Origin of the sequence: Ohessyouella blattaphilus (assembly GCF_024721265.1) — a bacterium.
Classification (GTDB): Bacteria; Bacillota; Clostridia; order Lachnospirales; family Lachnospiraceae; genus Aequitasia; species Aequitasia blattaphilus_A.
In genome coordinates this window covers 102,288-118,579 of record NZ_JAMXOC010000002.1, presented here as the reverse complement: position 1 = coordinate 118,579, position 16,292 = coordinate 102,288, and the positions used below count along the sequence as shown (strand labels likewise).

The 16,292-nt window shown below is 42.8% G+C and carries 18 protein-coding genes; 1 reads left to right on the top strand and 17 read right to left on the bottom strand.

The genetic code is table 11. The features are described from left to right. Positions 1–11 precede the first annotated feature (11 nt). Genes polA through NHH16_RS02690 form a run of 10 tightly spaced genes read right to left on the bottom strand, consistent with a single transcriptional unit; the run spans position 12 to position 9,073 of the window. Positions 12–2,576, bottom strand: coding sequence for a DNA polymerase I (gene polA, locus NHH16_RS02735; RefSeq protein ID WP_262068064.1), 2,565 nt, complete (start codon positions 2,574–2,576; stop codon positions 12–14). Positions 2,577–2,636: 60 nt separating this feature from the next. Beyond that, entirely contained in the window at positions 2,637–2,867 is a 231-nt protein-coding gene (locus NHH16_RS02730) for a carbon storage regulator (RefSeq protein ID WP_262068063.1), read from the bottom strand. Continuing rightward, positions 2,867–3,274, bottom strand: coding sequence for a flagellar assembly protein FliW (locus NHH16_RS02725; RefSeq protein WP_262068062.1), 408 nt, complete (start codon positions 3,272–3,274; stop codon positions 2,867–2,869). Before NHH16_RS02725 ends, NHH16_RS02730 begins: the two co-directional genes overlap by 1 nt. Then, positions 3,261–3,878 carry a DUF6470 family protein gene (locus NHH16_RS02720; protein WP_262068061.1) on the bottom strand — a complete coding sequence of 206 codons (618 nt, stop codon included), beginning with the start codon at positions 3,876–3,878 and terminating at the stop codon, positions 3,261–3,263. The genes NHH16_RS02725 and NHH16_RS02720 overlap by 14 nt, the downstream gene beginning before the upstream one ends. Before the next feature lie 19 nt (positions 3,879–3,897). Continuing rightward, the gene (locus tag NHH16_RS02715) at positions 3,898–4,875 is read right to left on the bottom strand and encodes a flagellin N-terminal helical domain-containing protein (RefSeq protein WP_262068222.1); all 978 of its coding nucleotides are present in this window, start codon (positions 4,873–4,875) and stop codon (positions 3,898–3,900) included. 30 nt (positions 4,876–4,905) lie between these two features. Next, positions 4,906–6,459: a flagellar hook-associated protein FlgK gene (gene flgK / locus NHH16_RS02710; protein ID WP_262068060.1), complete on the bottom strand. Its 1,554-nt coding sequence runs from the start codon at positions 6,457–6,459 to the stop codon at positions 4,906–4,908. A gap of 12 nt (positions 6,460–6,471) precedes the next feature. Next, positions 6,472–6,867, bottom strand: a complete 396-nt coding sequence (locus NHH16_RS02705; protein WP_262068059.1) for a hypothetical protein — start codon at positions 6,865–6,867, stop codon at positions 6,472–6,474. Then, a complete protein-coding gene (locus tag NHH16_RS02700) occupies positions 6,860–7,180 on the bottom strand; it encodes a flagellar biosynthesis anti-sigma factor FlgM (RefSeq protein WP_262068058.1) in 321 nt (106 codons plus the stop codon). The genes NHH16_RS02705 and NHH16_RS02700 overlap by 8 nt, the downstream gene beginning before the upstream one ends. 47 nt (positions 7,181–7,227) lie before the next feature. Then, on the bottom strand, positions 7,228–8,352 hold the full coding sequence (locus NHH16_RS02695; RefSeq protein ID WP_262068057.1) for a nucleotidyltransferase family protein: 1,125 nt from the start codon (positions 8,350–8,352) through the stop codon (positions 7,228–7,230). Further along, a complete protein-coding gene (locus NHH16_RS02690; RefSeq protein ID WP_262068056.1) occupies positions 8,306–9,073 on the bottom strand; it encodes a cell division ATP-binding protein FtsE in 768 nt (255 codons plus the stop codon). The genes NHH16_RS02695 and NHH16_RS02690 overlap by 47 nt, the downstream gene beginning before the upstream one ends. A gap of 87 nt (positions 9,074–9,160) precedes the next feature. Between NHH16_RS02690 and NHH16_RS02685 the strand changes: the two genes are divergently transcribed. Next, positions 9,161–9,823 carry a C39 family peptidase gene (locus NHH16_RS02685; protein WP_262068055.1) on the top strand — a complete coding sequence of 221 codons (663 nt, stop codon included), beginning with the start codon at positions 9,161–9,163 and terminating at the stop codon, positions 9,821–9,823. On the opposite strand, the gene NHH16_RS02680 is transcribed toward NHH16_RS02685, so the two are convergent. The 7 genes from NHH16_RS02680 to NHH16_RS02650 are packed head-to-tail and all read right to left on the bottom strand — an operon-like array spanning position 9,787 to position 16,291. Continuing rightward, entirely contained in the window at positions 9,787–10,149 is a 363-nt protein-coding gene (locus NHH16_RS02680) for a hypothetical protein (protein ID WP_262068054.1), read from the bottom strand. The two genes, NHH16_RS02685 and NHH16_RS02680, sit on opposite strands and share 37 nt — an antisense overlap. After that, the gene (locus tag NHH16_RS02675; RefSeq protein ID WP_262068053.1) at positions 10,146–10,511 is read right to left on the bottom strand and encodes a flagellar export chaperone FliS; all 366 of its coding nucleotides are present in this window, start codon (positions 10,509–10,511) and stop codon (positions 10,146–10,148) included. The genes NHH16_RS02680 and NHH16_RS02675 overlap by 4 nt, the downstream gene beginning before the upstream one ends. Positions 10,512–10,534: 23 nt before the next feature. Next, positions 10,535–12,898 carry a flagellar filament capping protein FliD gene (gene fliD, locus NHH16_RS02670; protein ID WP_262068052.1) on the bottom strand — a complete coding sequence of 788 codons (2,364 nt, stop codon included), beginning with the start codon at positions 12,896–12,898 and terminating at the stop codon, positions 10,535–10,537. A 31-nt stretch (positions 12,899–12,929) separates the two neighbouring features. Continuing rightward, positions 12,930–13,394: a late competence development ComFB family protein gene (locus NHH16_RS02665; RefSeq protein WP_262068051.1), complete on the bottom strand. Its 465-nt coding sequence runs from the start codon at positions 13,392–13,394 to the stop codon at positions 12,930–12,932. 9 nt (positions 13,395–13,403) lie between these two features. Further along, positions 13,404–14,171: a ParA family protein gene (locus NHH16_RS02660; RefSeq protein ID WP_262068050.1), complete on the bottom strand. Its 768-nt coding sequence runs from the start codon at positions 14,169–14,171 to the stop codon at positions 13,404–13,406. 13 nt (positions 14,172–14,184) lie between these two features. After that, positions 14,185–15,384: an EAL and HDOD domain-containing protein gene (locus tag NHH16_RS02655; RefSeq protein ID WP_262068049.1), complete on the bottom strand. Its 1,200-nt coding sequence runs from the start codon at positions 15,382–15,384 to the stop codon at positions 14,185–14,187. A 1-nt stretch (position 15,385) separates the two neighbouring features. Beyond that, positions 15,386–16,291: a chemotaxis protein gene (locus NHH16_RS02650; RefSeq protein ID WP_262068048.1), complete on the bottom strand. Its 906-nt coding sequence runs from the start codon at positions 16,289–16,291 to the stop codon at positions 15,386–15,388. Position 16,292 lies beyond the last annotated feature (1 nt).

The following is a 16,292-nucleotide window of genomic DNA, read 5'->3' as shown; positions in this document are numbered from 1 at the left end:
TCGCTCCTTTACTACTTCGCTTCATACCAATTGTGCCCGATACCTATATCAATTACAAGAGGTACTTCTAAAGTTACCGCTCGCTCCATATGCTGGTGTAAAATTTCTTTCACCTGCTCAACTTCGCTTTCGTAAGCTTCGATTAAAAGTTCATCGTGAACCTGTAAAAGCAACCGTGATTTTAGTCCGGCGCTTTTAATCGCTTCATTTACCTGAATCATAGCAATTTTCATAATATCTGCAGCCGTTCCTTGAATCGGTGCATTCATCGCCACCCGCTCGCCAAAGGAGCGCAGGTTAAAATTACTTGATTTAAGTTCGGGAACCGGTCGCCGCCGATGAAAAAGGGTGGTCACGTAACCGTCCGCTTTCGCCTTTTCTACCTGCCCATCTAAAAACTTCTTAATTCCCGGATACGTCTGGAAGTAGTTCTCGATATACTCCTGGGCTTCCTTCCTGGTAATACTTAAATCCTCACTTAATCCGTGAGCAGAAATCCCATAGACGATTCCAAAGTTTACCGCCTTAGCATTCCGGCGCTGAAGCTCGGTAACCTCCTCAAAAGGCACGTGAAACACTTTCGCGGCGGTCAGACGGTGAATGTCTTCCGCCTCTTTATATGCGCTAATCAGCTGCTCATCACCAGAGTAATGAGCCAGAATTCGTAACTCAATTTGCGAGTAATCCGCATCCACAAAGGTATACCCTGGTTCCGGGATAAACACCTTGCGAATCAAACGTCCCAGTTCCATACGAATAGGGATATTCTGCAAATTCGGTTCGGTGCTGGAGATCCGACCAGTCGCTGTAATCGTCTGGTTAAAGGTTCCGTGAATCCGCCCATCACTGCCGATATAGTTTGCTAGCCCATCTGCATACGTGGATTTAAGCTTAGCTAATTGCCGATATTCCAAGATTTTACTAACCACCGGATATTCTGGCGCCAACTTTTCTAAGACCCCGGCAGCCGTCGAATATCCGGTTTTCGTTTTCTTGCCGTGTGGCAAACCTAATTTATCAAAAAGGATTTCTCCCATTTGTTTGGGCGAGTTAATATTAAACTCTTCACCTGTCTCGGCATAAATCTCTGCCTGTAACTGCTCGATTCCTAGGGCAAGCTTGTCGCCGTATTCTTTAAGGGTAATGGCATCTACCTTGATTCCCGCTTCCTCCATATCCTCTAGGGTAAAGACAAGGGGCATTTCCACCGTATCATAGAGCTCGTCCATCTGGGTTTCTTTTAATTTCTTTCGCAAAATTTCTTTCGCGTTACTCACCGTGTACGCCTCATAGCAGAGGAGTAACTCGGGGTCTTGCTCATCAATCACTAAATCTAAGTGTTCCTGAGCGACATCCTGAAAGGTATAGTCATTCTTTAAAGGATTTAGAAGATAAGCTGCTAGCGAAACATCAAACCACGATTTATCCCTTGGGACACCGTGGAATTTAAGCAGTTTCTTTACGTCGAAGGCGCAGAACTTTCCAGGCTTAGATAACGCCTGGACAAAATAGGGCAACAAAAGCATCTCTGTCATTGGGTTATTAAGAGGAACGGCAAATGCTTCCCCCTGATCACTAATGGCAAAGCCTATATCCTTCTGGTAAGCGACCCCAAAGCAGTCGTTCTTTAGATTCGCTAGTGCCGTCTGTATTTCTTTCTCATCGGTAATAACGCGAAATTTCTTCGCAATATCATTAACGATTGGCGCCACCGTAAATTTCGGCAACAAATTCTTGAACTGTAAATCCTGGAAGTAGACGTAGGCCTCTTCCGTAAAAATATTGTTAAGCTTAGCGCCCTCCAGTTCAAAAGGGAAGTCCGCCGTCACGTTAATCGTCGCCAGTTCCTTACTTAAAACCGCTAAATCATAGCGCTCATCTAACATTTTTGACGCCCGAGGCGGTTTGACTTCAGCGCGGTGGGCATAGGCGTTTTCGATACTTTGATACGTAGCGATAATCTTCGTCGCCGTCTTTTCCCCTACCCCTGGAAGTCCAGGAATATTGTCTGAAGAATCCCCCATAAGGGCCTTCACATCAATGAACTCCGAAGGGGTAACCTGGTACTTATCTTTTACATCCTTGGCATAATACTCTTCTATTGTGGTTTGTCCTTTAGACGTTTTGGGGATCTTAATCTTTACAGTATCGGTGGCCAGTTGTAGCAAATCCTTATCCCCTGAAAGCACCACCACTTCCTTATCCGCACTACTACAGCGCCTTGCCAGTGTCCCGATAATGTCATCCGCTTCAAGTCCTGCCTGCTCAACTACCGTTATGCCCATCGCTTGTAGCACTTCCTTCATTACGGGAACTTGTTCGCGAAGCTCTTCTGGCATCGGCTTTCTGGTGCCCTTGTACTCTTTATACATCTTATGACGAAAAGTAGGCTCCGAACGATCAAAGGCAACCGTTAAATAGGAGGGCTTTTCCTCCTCAATCGTCTTTAAAAGAATCGTAATAAAACCATAAATAGCATTTGTATGAAAACCTTTTCCGTTTGTCAAAGGGGGGAGTCCATAAAATGCTCTATTTAGAATACTGTGTCCGTCTATTAATAAGATTTTATCAGCCATATTTTCCTCTTTATTTTATCTTCAGCTACAAACTTCAGTATAACACAAATGACAATCCCTTTAAACTAGGGATTGCCATTCTTTCATTTTTTTCGTAATATCCACATCGACCGCCTGGGCTGCTTCTTGGTTAAAAGCAATCGCCTCAGCTAGTTCACCGCGGAGAATTTTCACTTCTCCTGGAGCCTCTATTGCCAGCTTTACACTGTCCGCTCCTACCTCAGTAACAGTAAGGCAAATATCCTCGCCGATTAATATTTTTTCACCTTTTTTGCGTTGTAAAACTAACATTACGCGCCCCCTTTCTTCGTTAACTCCTCTAAGCTGACGCGCATACTGTAATCATTACTATCTAAGATTACTTGCAAACCTTGCCGGTTCTTACTATTAAACACTAACGGGCACTTCAGATTGACGGTACTCTTTCCAAAGGGCTCTTTAACCACACAGATCACATAATATGAAAGTTCCTCTTCCGACGTGGTACCTAACTTCTCATAATCACCTTGTGTGAGCACTGGCTCATATTCTTCTAACAAAAAGAAGGGATTCATAGCGATAAATTCTAGTTCCTCGTTCTCCACACACTGTAGACTAATGATAGCATCATTCTCTTCGCTTATCGGTACCGGGATATATTCTCGGTACTCGCCAAAGCCCAAAATCCCCTCTGGGAATTCCACCTTAAGCTCTTGCATCTATCTGCTCTCCTGACTGTTGCTCACTATTTCCAGTAACATAAACCGCATCACCGATATACTCTATAAGTACTTCCGGATATTGTAACACAGTTAGCTGTATATCTCCAGGGATAAACTCGATAACCCCCTCTTCTATTTTGGCATCGAAATGTAACTTGTCCATTTCATAATGAATGGTCAAAGACGGCTCTTCCCAATCAATCTTAGGTCCCGTGCGTGGGGTGAACGTTAGCTGAAAGTCACTTGAAGGCAAAGGATTTTCCGCATTCCACATCTGCTGCAAGGCGGCCCCTTTATCTCCTGGTTTCGCCGCTAATAAATACTGCCCTCTTCTCGCATACTTGGCGATGGTCTCATAGACATCTTGCCGGCCTTTCGCTGCCGCATTCGCTATAGACGTACGTACACTAGGAGAAATGGAGTTACGCATTTCAAAATTATCAAGACGCAACTTGATAGGCTTACTTTTAATCTGCAAGCCCCCACCTTTTTCACGGGTAATCTCAAGCTCTGCGGTGCCTCTTTTCATTTCTAGTCTGGCATTATCTACTCTCAGTTCATATTCTATGGGAATAGATGTAATCTTTATTAGTTGCTCCACGTTCTCCCTCCTCTCCCTTTTAATTGAGGAAATCTAACAATGATGGGCTCAGAACATTGGTCCCTACCTTAAGGGCCGAATTGTATACGTAATTGGCCCAAGAATAGTTGGTAATCGCCTCAGCGCCATCAATATTTACGGTAGTATCAAATTGAGTGGTCAAATTAACCTTTTCCGTTTCCAAGCGATTTACCGTCGTCTCTAGAAATTTAGAGCGTGACCCGATAACCGCTAGCTGATCTTTAAGTTCATTACTGCCTTTGCCAAACTGGGTCCATAACTGTTCGTATTTCTCCCGATCAAATTCCTCTTGCTCTAAAAGCTCCGCCATCTCACCCGCAAGGGAAATCAAGTTTTTATTAACCGTGCCTTCTCCTTGTCCAAAGCCTACGGCATTAATGCCTGGGAAAGATGTATTAAACGCACTAGACGAGATGATTCCTCCCTGCTCGTCGAAGCTTAAACCAAAACCTAAATCAATATAGGAAGATTCTTTTGACATCTTTAGCAGCTCGTCTTGTACGCCCGGGTCATTTACATCCAACCCTCGGTAGAGTACCTTTCCGTCCTTTAATTCAAAGGGAGGATTTTTAGCGTCATTACCAGCTAAGACAAAGGCATTCCCAAACTTTGTATTAAGGGCAGCAACCATGGCTTGTTGCATTTCCCTAAGGCTCGTGGCATAAGCCTCTCTTCCTTCGACTCCTTTCGTATCGTCAATTGCTGAAAGGGCATAGTTTTTATCAATCTCGGTGACAATGTCATTGAGTTGCCGCAGGGCATCTTCTTGATTGTCTTGCCAATTCTGCGTGTTTTTTGCCGACTCTATATTCTCTTCGTTACGCGCATAACGGGCACTTAAAACCGCGGCTTTTGCCGCCGCTGCCGGATCTTCATAGGAGCGCATGAACTTTCTTCCGGTTTCTACTTGTAGTCTTGCTTTTTCTAATCCACCTAAAGTAGAACCTAAATTATTCATATAATTTCGTCTTATCATACTATTGGTGATTCGCATATACCCTCCCTATTACCTTCCGACCACGCCGGTTTCATTAATTAATTTATCTAATATTTGATCAAGTGTTGTCATCAATCTAGAGGCAGCATTATAGGATTGCTGGTAGCGCATCAAATCCATAACCTCTTCATCCATGCTAACCCCTGACACGGCATCCTTGGAATTCTCGATTTGTCCTAATACCGTTAAGTGATTGGTTAAGATGGCCTGGGTCGCCTTACGGTCAATCGCCTGGGTATTTGCTAAATGATCATACCCGCCTTCTATCGTCCCTTCAAAAACAACATTTCCGTCTGCATTCACAAATTGATGCTTATCTGAACTTAACGCGTTAAACATCTTAAGAACGTTCTCATAGGCAGAACTTCCTTCGACGTTTCCATTTTCATCAGGCTGACAAAGCGTTATGCCAATTTCACCGTTCATCCAAGCTTCAGACAATTGAATATTCTCGGCGGTAAACGTATCCGCACCATCTTTCTTAACAAAGAGATCCTTATTTGTGACGGAACCATCGGGGTTCTTGATGGCATTTAGTTCATTCATAGTTGTGGCTAACTGATTCACAAAAGAATCGAACATTTTTTCATAATAGCCAACCCCTTTCACACCGGATCCGTCAAAGGCGCCTGCTTGATTCAGCATATCCAGATTACCTTTTAGCACACCATTGCGTAGGAGATCCGTAATATCCTTGGCTTCGCCGTCACTTCCTTTAAAGCTAAGGCTCACAGGTATTTTACCGTCATTATCATCTAGGGTAAATTCTCCCATCTCGTTATCAGAAATCAACAAATGCTCTTCTCCACTGCCATCTCTAAAGGTAACCTCAAGGACATCTAGTGGTACACCAGTAGAGGTATCCGTGCGATACTTTACATTGATCGGTAAATACGTCGCCAGATCATCTAGCAGAGCATTTCTTTGATCCTGAAGTTCGAGTGCTGGGCTCCCTAGTACTTGAGCATTCTTGATCGACTCATTAAGCTCCACAATTCTTTCTATACAAGAATTCAGATTTTTCAAATCACTGTCTTGTAACTGAGAAATCAGTTCCTCTTTGAGCCCATTTATATCCTCGGCCTTTTGGTTAATTAGATTCATAAGGACTTGCATGTTGGATTTCAATAGTGCTTCCACGCTTTGCTCGCCGGCGTTTTCTGGATTAGCCATCTCTTTTAGCTGCTTTAGCACCTCCCCTAAAGCATCTTTGATTCCCGAGGAATCGGTTTCGTCAAAGATATTACCAATCTGTTCTAATATTTTATCGGTAGCATCAGCCGTCCCCACTTTGGCAATCTGATTTCTAAATTGAATATCTAAAAAAGGATCGCGAATCTGGGAAATCCCTGTCATCATCACACCCTGTCCGACCTTCATATCAAAAGGAGAGCTGGAATAACTTGCCCCCACTGGGTTGATGCTTGCAAGATCTAGGCGTTGTCTAGTAAAGCCGTACGTATTGATATTCGAAATATTGTGTCCCGCAATATCTATTGCTCTTTGGTTAGACATTAACGCTAATTGAGCCATATTAAATCCTGAAAACGTTGATCTTATCATTCCTCTTCCCCTCTATGCCTTATGATTAATCTGATTCGTAGTCATATTATTCAAATGCCGCAATTTTACCTGTAACAGCGTACCTGTATCCTCATGGATTCGACTAAATATTTGAATTTCTGTACTTAGTTCCTCGAAAATAGGGATAAACTCTTTTCGGCTTGAAACATCCATTTTTTCTAATATTTGTGTGAAAGAAAAACCCTCGTAACCGCATTCATCAAGAGCCTGATCCTTTATCCGTTCAAGGCCCCGTAACTTCATAACTGCTGACTGCTCTCTGATAATGCCTTGTTCAACTTGGGATAATTTATTCGCTGCTACCGCTTCCATAATTTCCTCTTCAATTTTAGAAATTTTTCGAAACTGCTCGCTTAAGGCCTGTATGGCCTCTTTCAATTTATTCATCCTTATTCATTCCCCCCTGAAGCAAAATACGTTTCGCAATTTCATCGATGTCAATTTGATACGAACCCTCAGCAATTTGCCTCTTTAGACTCGTTATCTTATTGCTGTCAGTGCCTTTAAGAGTCTCTAGGCGAACCTTCTTCGTTAATTCCTCAATTATTTGCTTCTCGTCTGGTGTACTTTTTTCTTTTGAAAGCAAAACCTCATCAAACTGTTTGCTTCGTTCCATCTTCATACCCTCGTTTACGTTCTTCTTATCTGTAGAAAGAGAATTAGCACAGCGGTGTTTGAAACTATCATTTGATATTCTCATAAGCTCTTCCTCCTTTTCAATCATCTTACTTAGTTTATCGGCATTCTTTATTTTTTATTAACCTTTTTTGCAATAATTTTATCTTTACGTAAACGCACTCCTCTAAGAAGCCAACAAAAAGGTAATAAAGGAGGAACATACCGCAATATCCGATACATCGCTTGCATGTATTCTAGGTTGGGAAACAAGATTTCCAGCCGTTCCCGGCGTCGCTTTTTTTGTAATTTTCGCTGATAGATATCCACTACCTGCCTAACTAACGGTAATAATTTTTCACTTTGTACTCGCCCACTTTCTCCTTTCGTCAAAACGTAGGCCTCCATCTCAGTAAGTATGGCATCCTCCCAATCATCCACAAAACCGTCATACCACAGTGCTGATAGTTTCGTTATATACTCGGGAAAGACGCCCATTTTCAGGCGCTCACTCTCTTTACTAAGATAGCCCCAATCCAATGTTTTATATAGTGCTCGGTAAAAACAGCGGTAATCCAACAAAAGTCCCATATCCATATCGCCCTTAGCATAAGCTTCCGCTACACATGCAAGTAAATATAGGTAGAACTCTTCTGGTTCAAACCCCCGGACGTATCTATGAGCACTCAGAGTCACATACTGTTTCAAGGGAATATTGAAGTATTTAGAAAATTGCTTATTAAGAAATTCCAGACGGGGATAAAAAGTGATACACAGTCCCGGTTCCTTTTTAAAAGAAAGGGGCTGCTCCTCGGAAAAATCCAAATCCATCATAATCGCTCTCACGGCTTTACAATCTCTTTGGTCAACCAAGAAATTTACACTTGATAACGGTCGCATTTCCGGACGGGGATAGTAAACTCGAAGAATATAGTCCCCAAAAAGAACACAGTCTATCCGCGCTTTCTCAAGCGCCTCTAAGATCCGCGGAACCTGGGCTGTATAATGTCCCTCTAAAGACACCGCCTTATGATAAATCTTGGCAAGTTTTTCTTTCCAAGGGTCAAGCTCATACGCCTCCGTTCCCAACAGACAACAGTAGGCAATGCTCCCAACATTATGATATATGGCCAACTTATACAACTTTTCCCAATCGGGATCTTGTTCAAATTTGGGCAGCTCTTGTTTACTAAGAATAGCTTCAATTAGCTTAATTAGGCAATCCGCCTCGTAGGTTCTGATACTGTCTTCTCTCATTGTAAACTCTCTTCTCTGCAAATACATCCATGGCTTTTGACGAGTAAATACTATTCTTCTCGTCAGCAACCACTACTCCTGAGACTAACGTAATAACTCGTTTCTTCATTATCGTCACCAATTCTCGGGAATGACTAGCTACAATCATAGTAACTCCCATTCGGTTTAATTCATTTAGCAAACACATCATATCCCAAGAAGCATCTGGGTCGAGGTTGGCCGTTGGTTCATCAATCACCAAAATCCGCGGGTTAATTACTAAAGCTCTAGCTAGCATTACCCTTGCCGCTTCCCCTCCTGACAACTGGTTTGGGTACTGTTTCGCGCAGTGACTGATACCAAGCGTCGCCATCGTCTGCGTAACCCGCTTTTTAATCCTGCTAAAAGGTTGCTCCGTTGCATACATCGCTAAACTAATATTTCCCCGCACGTCTAGATCTGGCAAAAGACCGAGTTCCCTTTCCATAATGCCAAACTGACGACGAAAAAGAGGCAACTTTCCCTTCGGAATTGCAGATAAACATACACCACCTACGGTAATCGTCCCTTCGCTTTTCGGCATCTGCGCGCTTACTAGTCTTAACAAAGTGCTTTTCCCAGAACCACTCTTACCAACAACGAAGACGAACTCGCCTTTTTCCACGGCAAATGAAGCGTTTTCCAAACCAATGCCGCCATTGTCGTATATCTTACTCACATTTTCAAATACAATTTCTTTCATTGCTCCCCTATCCTTTCCTAATTCTTAACTTTTCACCCCTTTTAGCCGACAATCTATTTATAGAGTATTTTGCAAAGGAGACTGAAGATGCAACCATATAAACGCTTACTATTATGTTTAGGCCTCTCACTAATCGGCCTCTCTCTTCCACATATAAACGCCCTAGCTCCTAGCGGGGCTATCGCTCTAGCCTCCCCGCGCGAATGGCAAGAGCCACCTAGCGGCAGCGAAAAAATAATTCCGCTAACGGCTTATTCACAACTCGACCCTCAGTGGGCTTCTTATCTATACGGAAACGTGGACCCACTTTCCACTCACGGCTGTGGTCCTGCCGTCCTAGCAACCGCCATCAGCACGTTAAATAAGCAGGTCGTAACCCCACCTGAAGTGGCTAGTTGGTCAAGCACTCACGGTTTCTTTAGTCCCGGCTTTGGTTCTGCCCATGAACTCATCCCTAGCGGCGCGAAGGCCTATGGCTTAAAAGTGGAACACCTTCCTAGCATTACGACTGAAAGCCTACGCTTAGCCTTAACTTACGACAAACTGCTTATCTTTCTCATGGGTCCTGGAAACTTCACAAGTAGTGGTCATTTTATCGTGGTTAATGGGTATGACGCAGATGGACAGTTTATCATCTTTGATCCCGCAAGCCCTGAACGAACTAGCATACGTTGGTCAAGTGAGCTACTCCTCTCCCAGCTTCTTACCACCGCTTACAGCGGTGGTCCCATCTGGGTCTTATCGAAGTAAAAAGAATCTTTACCCGCTATCTTCGTATTAAGGTGTTGATCAAGGGCAACTGTTTTGCGCCACACTTGAAGCATATAATCATTACATTCTTCTATCTGTTTTTCTAATTCTTCCTTTTTTTCTCTGGGTAAGTTCGCTAACCCTTCCCGAATCTCCTCATCAATGGTAGCGATGGTTGCTAATTCTTCCCCTCGCATATCGAGTACCATTTGAATGACAACCGTATCGTTATTTCCTATGGCCTCGCCTAGCTCTCTTGTGAGCCGCCACACTTCATTTAAGTGGCGGCTTTTCATTTGGTAGTGACCGATAATATCTTTTCTCATGCCGACTTACCTGCTACCTCAAAGGCCTCTCTAAGTTCAATAACCAAAGGCAAAATTTCCTCGACCACCGTAGCCTTACGCCCCGACTTTAGACGACTGAGTTCAAAAATGAAAAAATCGTACATTCGCGCTAATTCATAGCTTAATTCATACTCAAAATTAAGACACTCTTTAAAATATTTCACAATTTCTACACTACGATCAACAGACTCTTCAAACAGTTCATACTTCTTTCCGTCCAGAGAAATCTCCGCACGACGTAATCTCTTTATCAGCTCATCGTATAAAACAATTAGCAATTCCTCTGGTGTCATGGTCAAAACGGATTGCTCCTTGTACTGGCTATAACCTCTTTGCTTCATCCTTGCTTATTCCCCTTTCTGCTCTACATAGAAAACATCTGACTTAAGTAACTACTTTGAGAGTTCATTTGTGAAACCAAAGATTCCAGTGACGAAAACTGCTTGATATAACGATCTTGTTCCATTTTAAGTTTATCGTTCAAACGACTAATATACGTGTCGAACTCAGTCACTTGACTTAAATAAGTGTTCTTAAGCATGGAAAGCGGGGAATGAGGACTTCCCGCCCGTTCAACAAGGATTCCCTTAGTAGCACCTGTCATGGATGCGTATTTATCAAAGGTTGTCTTCAGATTCGTCATTAGTCCCGCACCACTGCCGCCAGCATTTGATAAAGCATCTCTAATCTTACTAGGGTCTAGGCTCATCGCCTCCTTAAACTGCTCTTCATCAAAGACCAATTTGCCATTGTCGGCATAGTTCGTTGACACCGATATGCCGATTTCCTTAAACATTTCACGCATATCGGCAGGGATAACAAACCGCAATTCGTTGGTTAACGATCTTAAATCCGTATCACCAAAGAGCAAGCCTTCTTGAGCTTTCTTTTCCCACTCTTCTATCTGTTGCTCTGACATTTCGGCTTTTTGTTCATCAGACAGAGGGGAGTAATCCCGATTTGGTTTTTGCTTAACTTCTCCATTGACTAAAGCCAGAATTTCATTAAACTCATCGATCATCTCTTTGACCGCTTTAAGAGCTGCGTCCGTATCCGTTTTTGCCTCAAAGGTAATCGCTTCCACCTCTTTTAGAGGGTTCCCTGATTCGTCATAGCCAAACGTGCCGTTAACAGTAACGTTTAAACCATCTAAGGAAAAACTATTGCTACCGCGCACCACCGTGGCAACTTCATCGCTTCCGGCATACTGTACACGGATTACCGCATCCGTTCCCGCTTGCACATCATAGTCTACTCCGGCCTCGCCAAAAAGCGCCTTTGCTAGGTCGCCACCAAGGTCAATATCACCACTAGCACCTGGTCGCGTTGACTTAATAACAAATTTATCGCCGCTTTCTTGATAGGAAATATGAATCCCTAAATCTTTATTGCTGTTTATTTCGTTAATAATTGAGGAAACCGAGCTATTTTCATCAAACTTTTCCGGATCAAGGGTAAAGGTGTCACTTCCGTTGCTAATCGTTAAAGGCATCGTTAGCCCGCTACCAAAATTCAACCCTGAATCCTTTAAGCTAGCCGAGAGCTGTAACCGGTTAGAAGCCCCAGAGGCAATCCCCAAATATCCATTTTCTCCTAAAAGGCTCGCATCACCACCGCTAATCTTGATAATAGAGGTGGCATCTGCTTCCCCGTTTGGAGTGATTGTCTGAAATGTTAAGGAGCTTTTATCACCAGTGCTATTTTCCTTTAAATCGGCTTTGACTCGCCCTCTACCAAAGGCGTCATCAAGGCCTTTTTGGAGGTTTGCAAGCACATCATCCATCGTCGCTTGGCTATCGTACTCGCCAAGTTTAATCGTTTTTGTCGTACCGTTATACGTAAATTTAAGACTCTTCCCGCTAAGTTCGCTAGCAACCGTTACCTTCTCCGTTAACTCAGCATCATTCACTGCCGTCAAACCGTCCGCCGTAACCTTCTTTCGTTCATCGTCTAAATCTTTAAGGGACTCACCCTCGTCTAAAAAACCTAAATCGACCAACACATTCCCCGTGCCGCCAACAATCTCTAGGGCGTTACCACCACTAGAGATGTTTTTAAACGTAAACTTTCCTGCCTCTTGAGTTACACTCATAACATCGGCTAGCGTCTGGTCTGCCCCTACTTCTACCTGCTCTAGCGCTTTATTTATCGCCATCGCAGCTTTTTCAGGCGTTGAATAATCATATTCGCCTCCTTGAGGGAGCTTAACTGCGTACTGTTTGCTTCCATACTTCAAATAGATGCTATCGCCACCGATTACATCCCGGGTTATCTCCGTTCCTAAATCATTTACCATTTCACCGGTTGTTAAAACTTGTTCCGTTACCGGGCGACTTGAAGACGCCTGGGCATTTTTGGCCAAGGTCTTAACCCCAAGAATCGAAAACATTTCCGCTGAGCTAGCACTACCACTTACCGAGACGAATTTACTATTCGCTCCTAAAGCCGTAATCTGATTACGCGAAAAAAGTTTTCCCGAAAGTAAACTTGTTGAAGAGGACAGGGAGAGAAATTTATTACTAAATTCATACATTTTGTTCGTAATTCCCTGTACCGCTTGCTGTTTCCACAAAACTGACTGTCGTTTTCCCTTTTGCGCAGCAATTTTTGCTCGCGTGGCATAAGTCATTCCCTCTATCAGAGAATCCCGGTCTAAGCCACTTGCTAATCCACCGTATCCAGATAACCCACTACTTCCTGTCGAACCTAATCCATTGATTGTCGCCATAATCAAACCCTCCCCATTCTAACTTTTCTCTTTAATTATCGGCATGATGTGGCGTTTCCATAACCTGCCTTCCCGCTTTCATTAATTCAATGGAAATATTACCTTCGTATTTTCGAGAATAATAGTTCAGAAGGGGCGATACCTCCTCCTTCTTAGCAACTACGTATTTCGCATCTAAACGGGTCAACGAAAGCGCCATCACATCCACGGTACACCTGGGACAGGTACACATTTCTAGCTTATCCATATAATAGCGAACGTTATCTTTAACTAGCTGTTCCATAACGTTAATAACAACGTAATTTTTGGGCGTCTTCATTAGCGACTCCTCTTGTTCTACGCCTGCTTCTTGTTCTAACGATTCCTTGATGGCATCTGCTAATTCATGATTCGCTTCCTCGGTGGTAACAACTGCCGAATTGGTAGTATCTGCCATCTCTTCTCCCGTTGAAAGTAAATTCAACACATGATCCGTCTTGTTTGTTTTCTTAGCCATAAACCCCTCCTAATTACATATTTTTTCCATCGTTTCGGCCACGAATAATTGATAATCATAAGCTGGCTTTGACTTTGGTGAATAATCAAAAATACTGACTCCATGTGCTGGTGCCTCGGCTACCACCACGCTATTACTGATTTTTGTATCAAATACCTCTGTGCCAATCTTTTCAGCAACCGTTTTTACCATCTCTAACACATCCTTCGACAAATTCGTCTGCTTAAAGTACTTTGTCATTAAAATCCCTAATACCCGTAACTCTGGGTTAAGAGAATCTTGCACCCCTTGAATGGTTTCTTTTAACTGCATCAGCCCAACTAAGCTTAAAATCTCGGCCGCCATTGGTATTATCAGCTCATCCGCTGCCGTATATGCATTAAGGGTAAGTATATTTAAAGCTGGGGGTGTATCAATGACAATAAAGTCATAGTTATCGGCAACCTCATCCAGCATATTTTTTAGAATCAAATTTCGCTCTTCACCTTTTAGAGATAACTCCATTTCACTTAGTAGAATATTTGAGGTAATTACATCACCATAATATTCGGTATGACGGATGGCCTCTTGTAAGGAAATATCCCCTTTAAGGACCTCGTACATGGTATACCCTTCTTCAATATTTACTCCCAAACTAAATCCCAGGTTTCCTTGAGGATCCAAGTCGATGGCTAATACACGTTCACCACTCTTTTTAAGGCCTACCACAAGGGCTGCTGAAGATGTGGTTTTCCCCACCCCACCTTTTTGATTTGTTAAGACAATTACTTTTGCCATCCTCTTCATCCTCCTACCGACTATATTCCACCATCAAAGTACTCCAAATATTATTTACACTCTCAATACAATTTAAATATGTCTGTGCCAGTAAATAAACCGGCACCCCTAACTCTCCCGCTCTTTTTTTACATTCTTCCCAGTTTGAGCGCTCGTAAGCTAAGACAAGATAATAAATATTCCCCGGCATTCCCTCCCGTTCAATTAGCCCCATACTCACATCCTGATTCAGGGGGATTCCTGATAGAATCTCTTCAAAATCCCCTTCTACCATGTATTCCATTGCCGAAAACATGCCTATTAGGTAGGCATCATTCGCACTTACTTTACAACCTTTTATATAATGGACAAGTTCGGCCGCGTACTTTGCACGAATGAAGGAGAGCTTAAGAATTTCCTCAGCTGCCTGACCATTGCTGCTTAGCTTAAAGCTCATCATATAGGACCACTGTTGAAGCTTACGAAGCCCAATCGTAACAAGGGCTTGGAGGACGGAATCCGTTCGTTTGCGTAGGGCAAAATAAGCGGAATTGACCATTCTAAGTAAAGCATAGGTCAGCCCGGCATCTCTTTTTACAATTCCTTCTAAGACCGACATCCTCGGTTCATCGCTCATAACTTCAAGCATAAACTGATAGAAATTGCCTTGTAAAAATTCTACTTTATCAACCTTCGTGACTAAGGTGCTGGCGATAAAGTTGCCTTCTAGATAATCAGCGCCTGTTTCCACCGCTGCTTCATACAGTTCTTTCGTTTCTATTTCACAGGCTATACATTTCTTATTAACAAGATGTAAGTCTCTGATTAGGCGAAGCTCACGAGAGGAGCGGCTATCGATCCAGATATAATCGATATACGAATTTAAGCACATATGTTCCTGCTCGTACTCTGTCACTCGCGTTGCAAAAAGATATCCCGCATCATATAGCTCTTCTACTAAAGCTACCAAACTATCCGTTACTTCTATCTGTCCGCCTAGGTTAATAACTATCTTTCCCGGTTCAAAAAGCCGAATCGTTTTCCGCAGGATGGGTTCTGTGGGAAAAGGTACGAAGGTGATTTTTTCACTAATAAACTTATTACTATTATTGAGAAGAAAATCCATTACCACATCCGTACTCTCGTCCTCTTGTTCGGGAATATCTAAGTGATATCCCAGAATCATCCCTGTTTCTGCTACCTTTATCGCTCTGCGAACAATACATCTATCCATTTTAATTTCTCCGATTAAGCAATTCGTCAATTACGTCCACTAGTAAACCTATCTCCGGCTTTGAAAGCTGTTCATCTGCCCCAACCTCTTTCCCTTTGATGGACATTTCCGGAGTAATTAGAGAAGAAAAAATAACGACTGGTATTTTTTTAAGAACGCTATCATCTTTAACCAGCTTCGTTAGGCGGTGACCGTCCATCATCGGCATTTCAATATCTGTAATCAGAAGATCAGCCCTTAACTCGCCATTCTCCTTTCCTTCCTCTAAATAAGTGTAGGCATCTTTTCCGTTACCAAATTTCGTAATCTTAGAATAGCCGGCCTTTCTTAATGAGTCTTCTATCATCCGGGTGAGCAGTACGGAATCTTCAGCCATTACTAAAGAATATTGACTCCTATCCGTTCCCTCATAAACCGCAACTTCCTCCGTCTGAATGCCCGTTTCCGGAGCAATATCAGCCGTTATTTTTTCAAAATCAAGTATCGTCACTAACTTCCCGTTTATCTCTGCGATCCCGGTAGCAATTCCGTCTTCATCATTTTTAAGTGTTGCATCCGGTTTACTAATGTCTTCCCACGAAATTCGTTCAATCCCTACAACCCCCTCCACGCGAAAGGCAATGTTAAGCTTATTAAATTCCGTCACCATAAAAATATCAATATCCGTTGGTGTGGTTTTCTTGCCCGTCAGATAGTGAGGTAGATCAATGACTGTAAGCAGCTCCTCTCTTGGTTTAAAGATTCCTTCTACAGAAGGATGAGCATGAGGAATTTCCTTAACCTCATCGGCCCGCATAATTTCTCGCACTTTTGCCACATTAATACCATAGAGTTCATCATAGATAGTGAACTCCATGATTTCGATTTCGTTTGTACCGCTTTCTAATAAGATTTCTGCCTTTTCCATA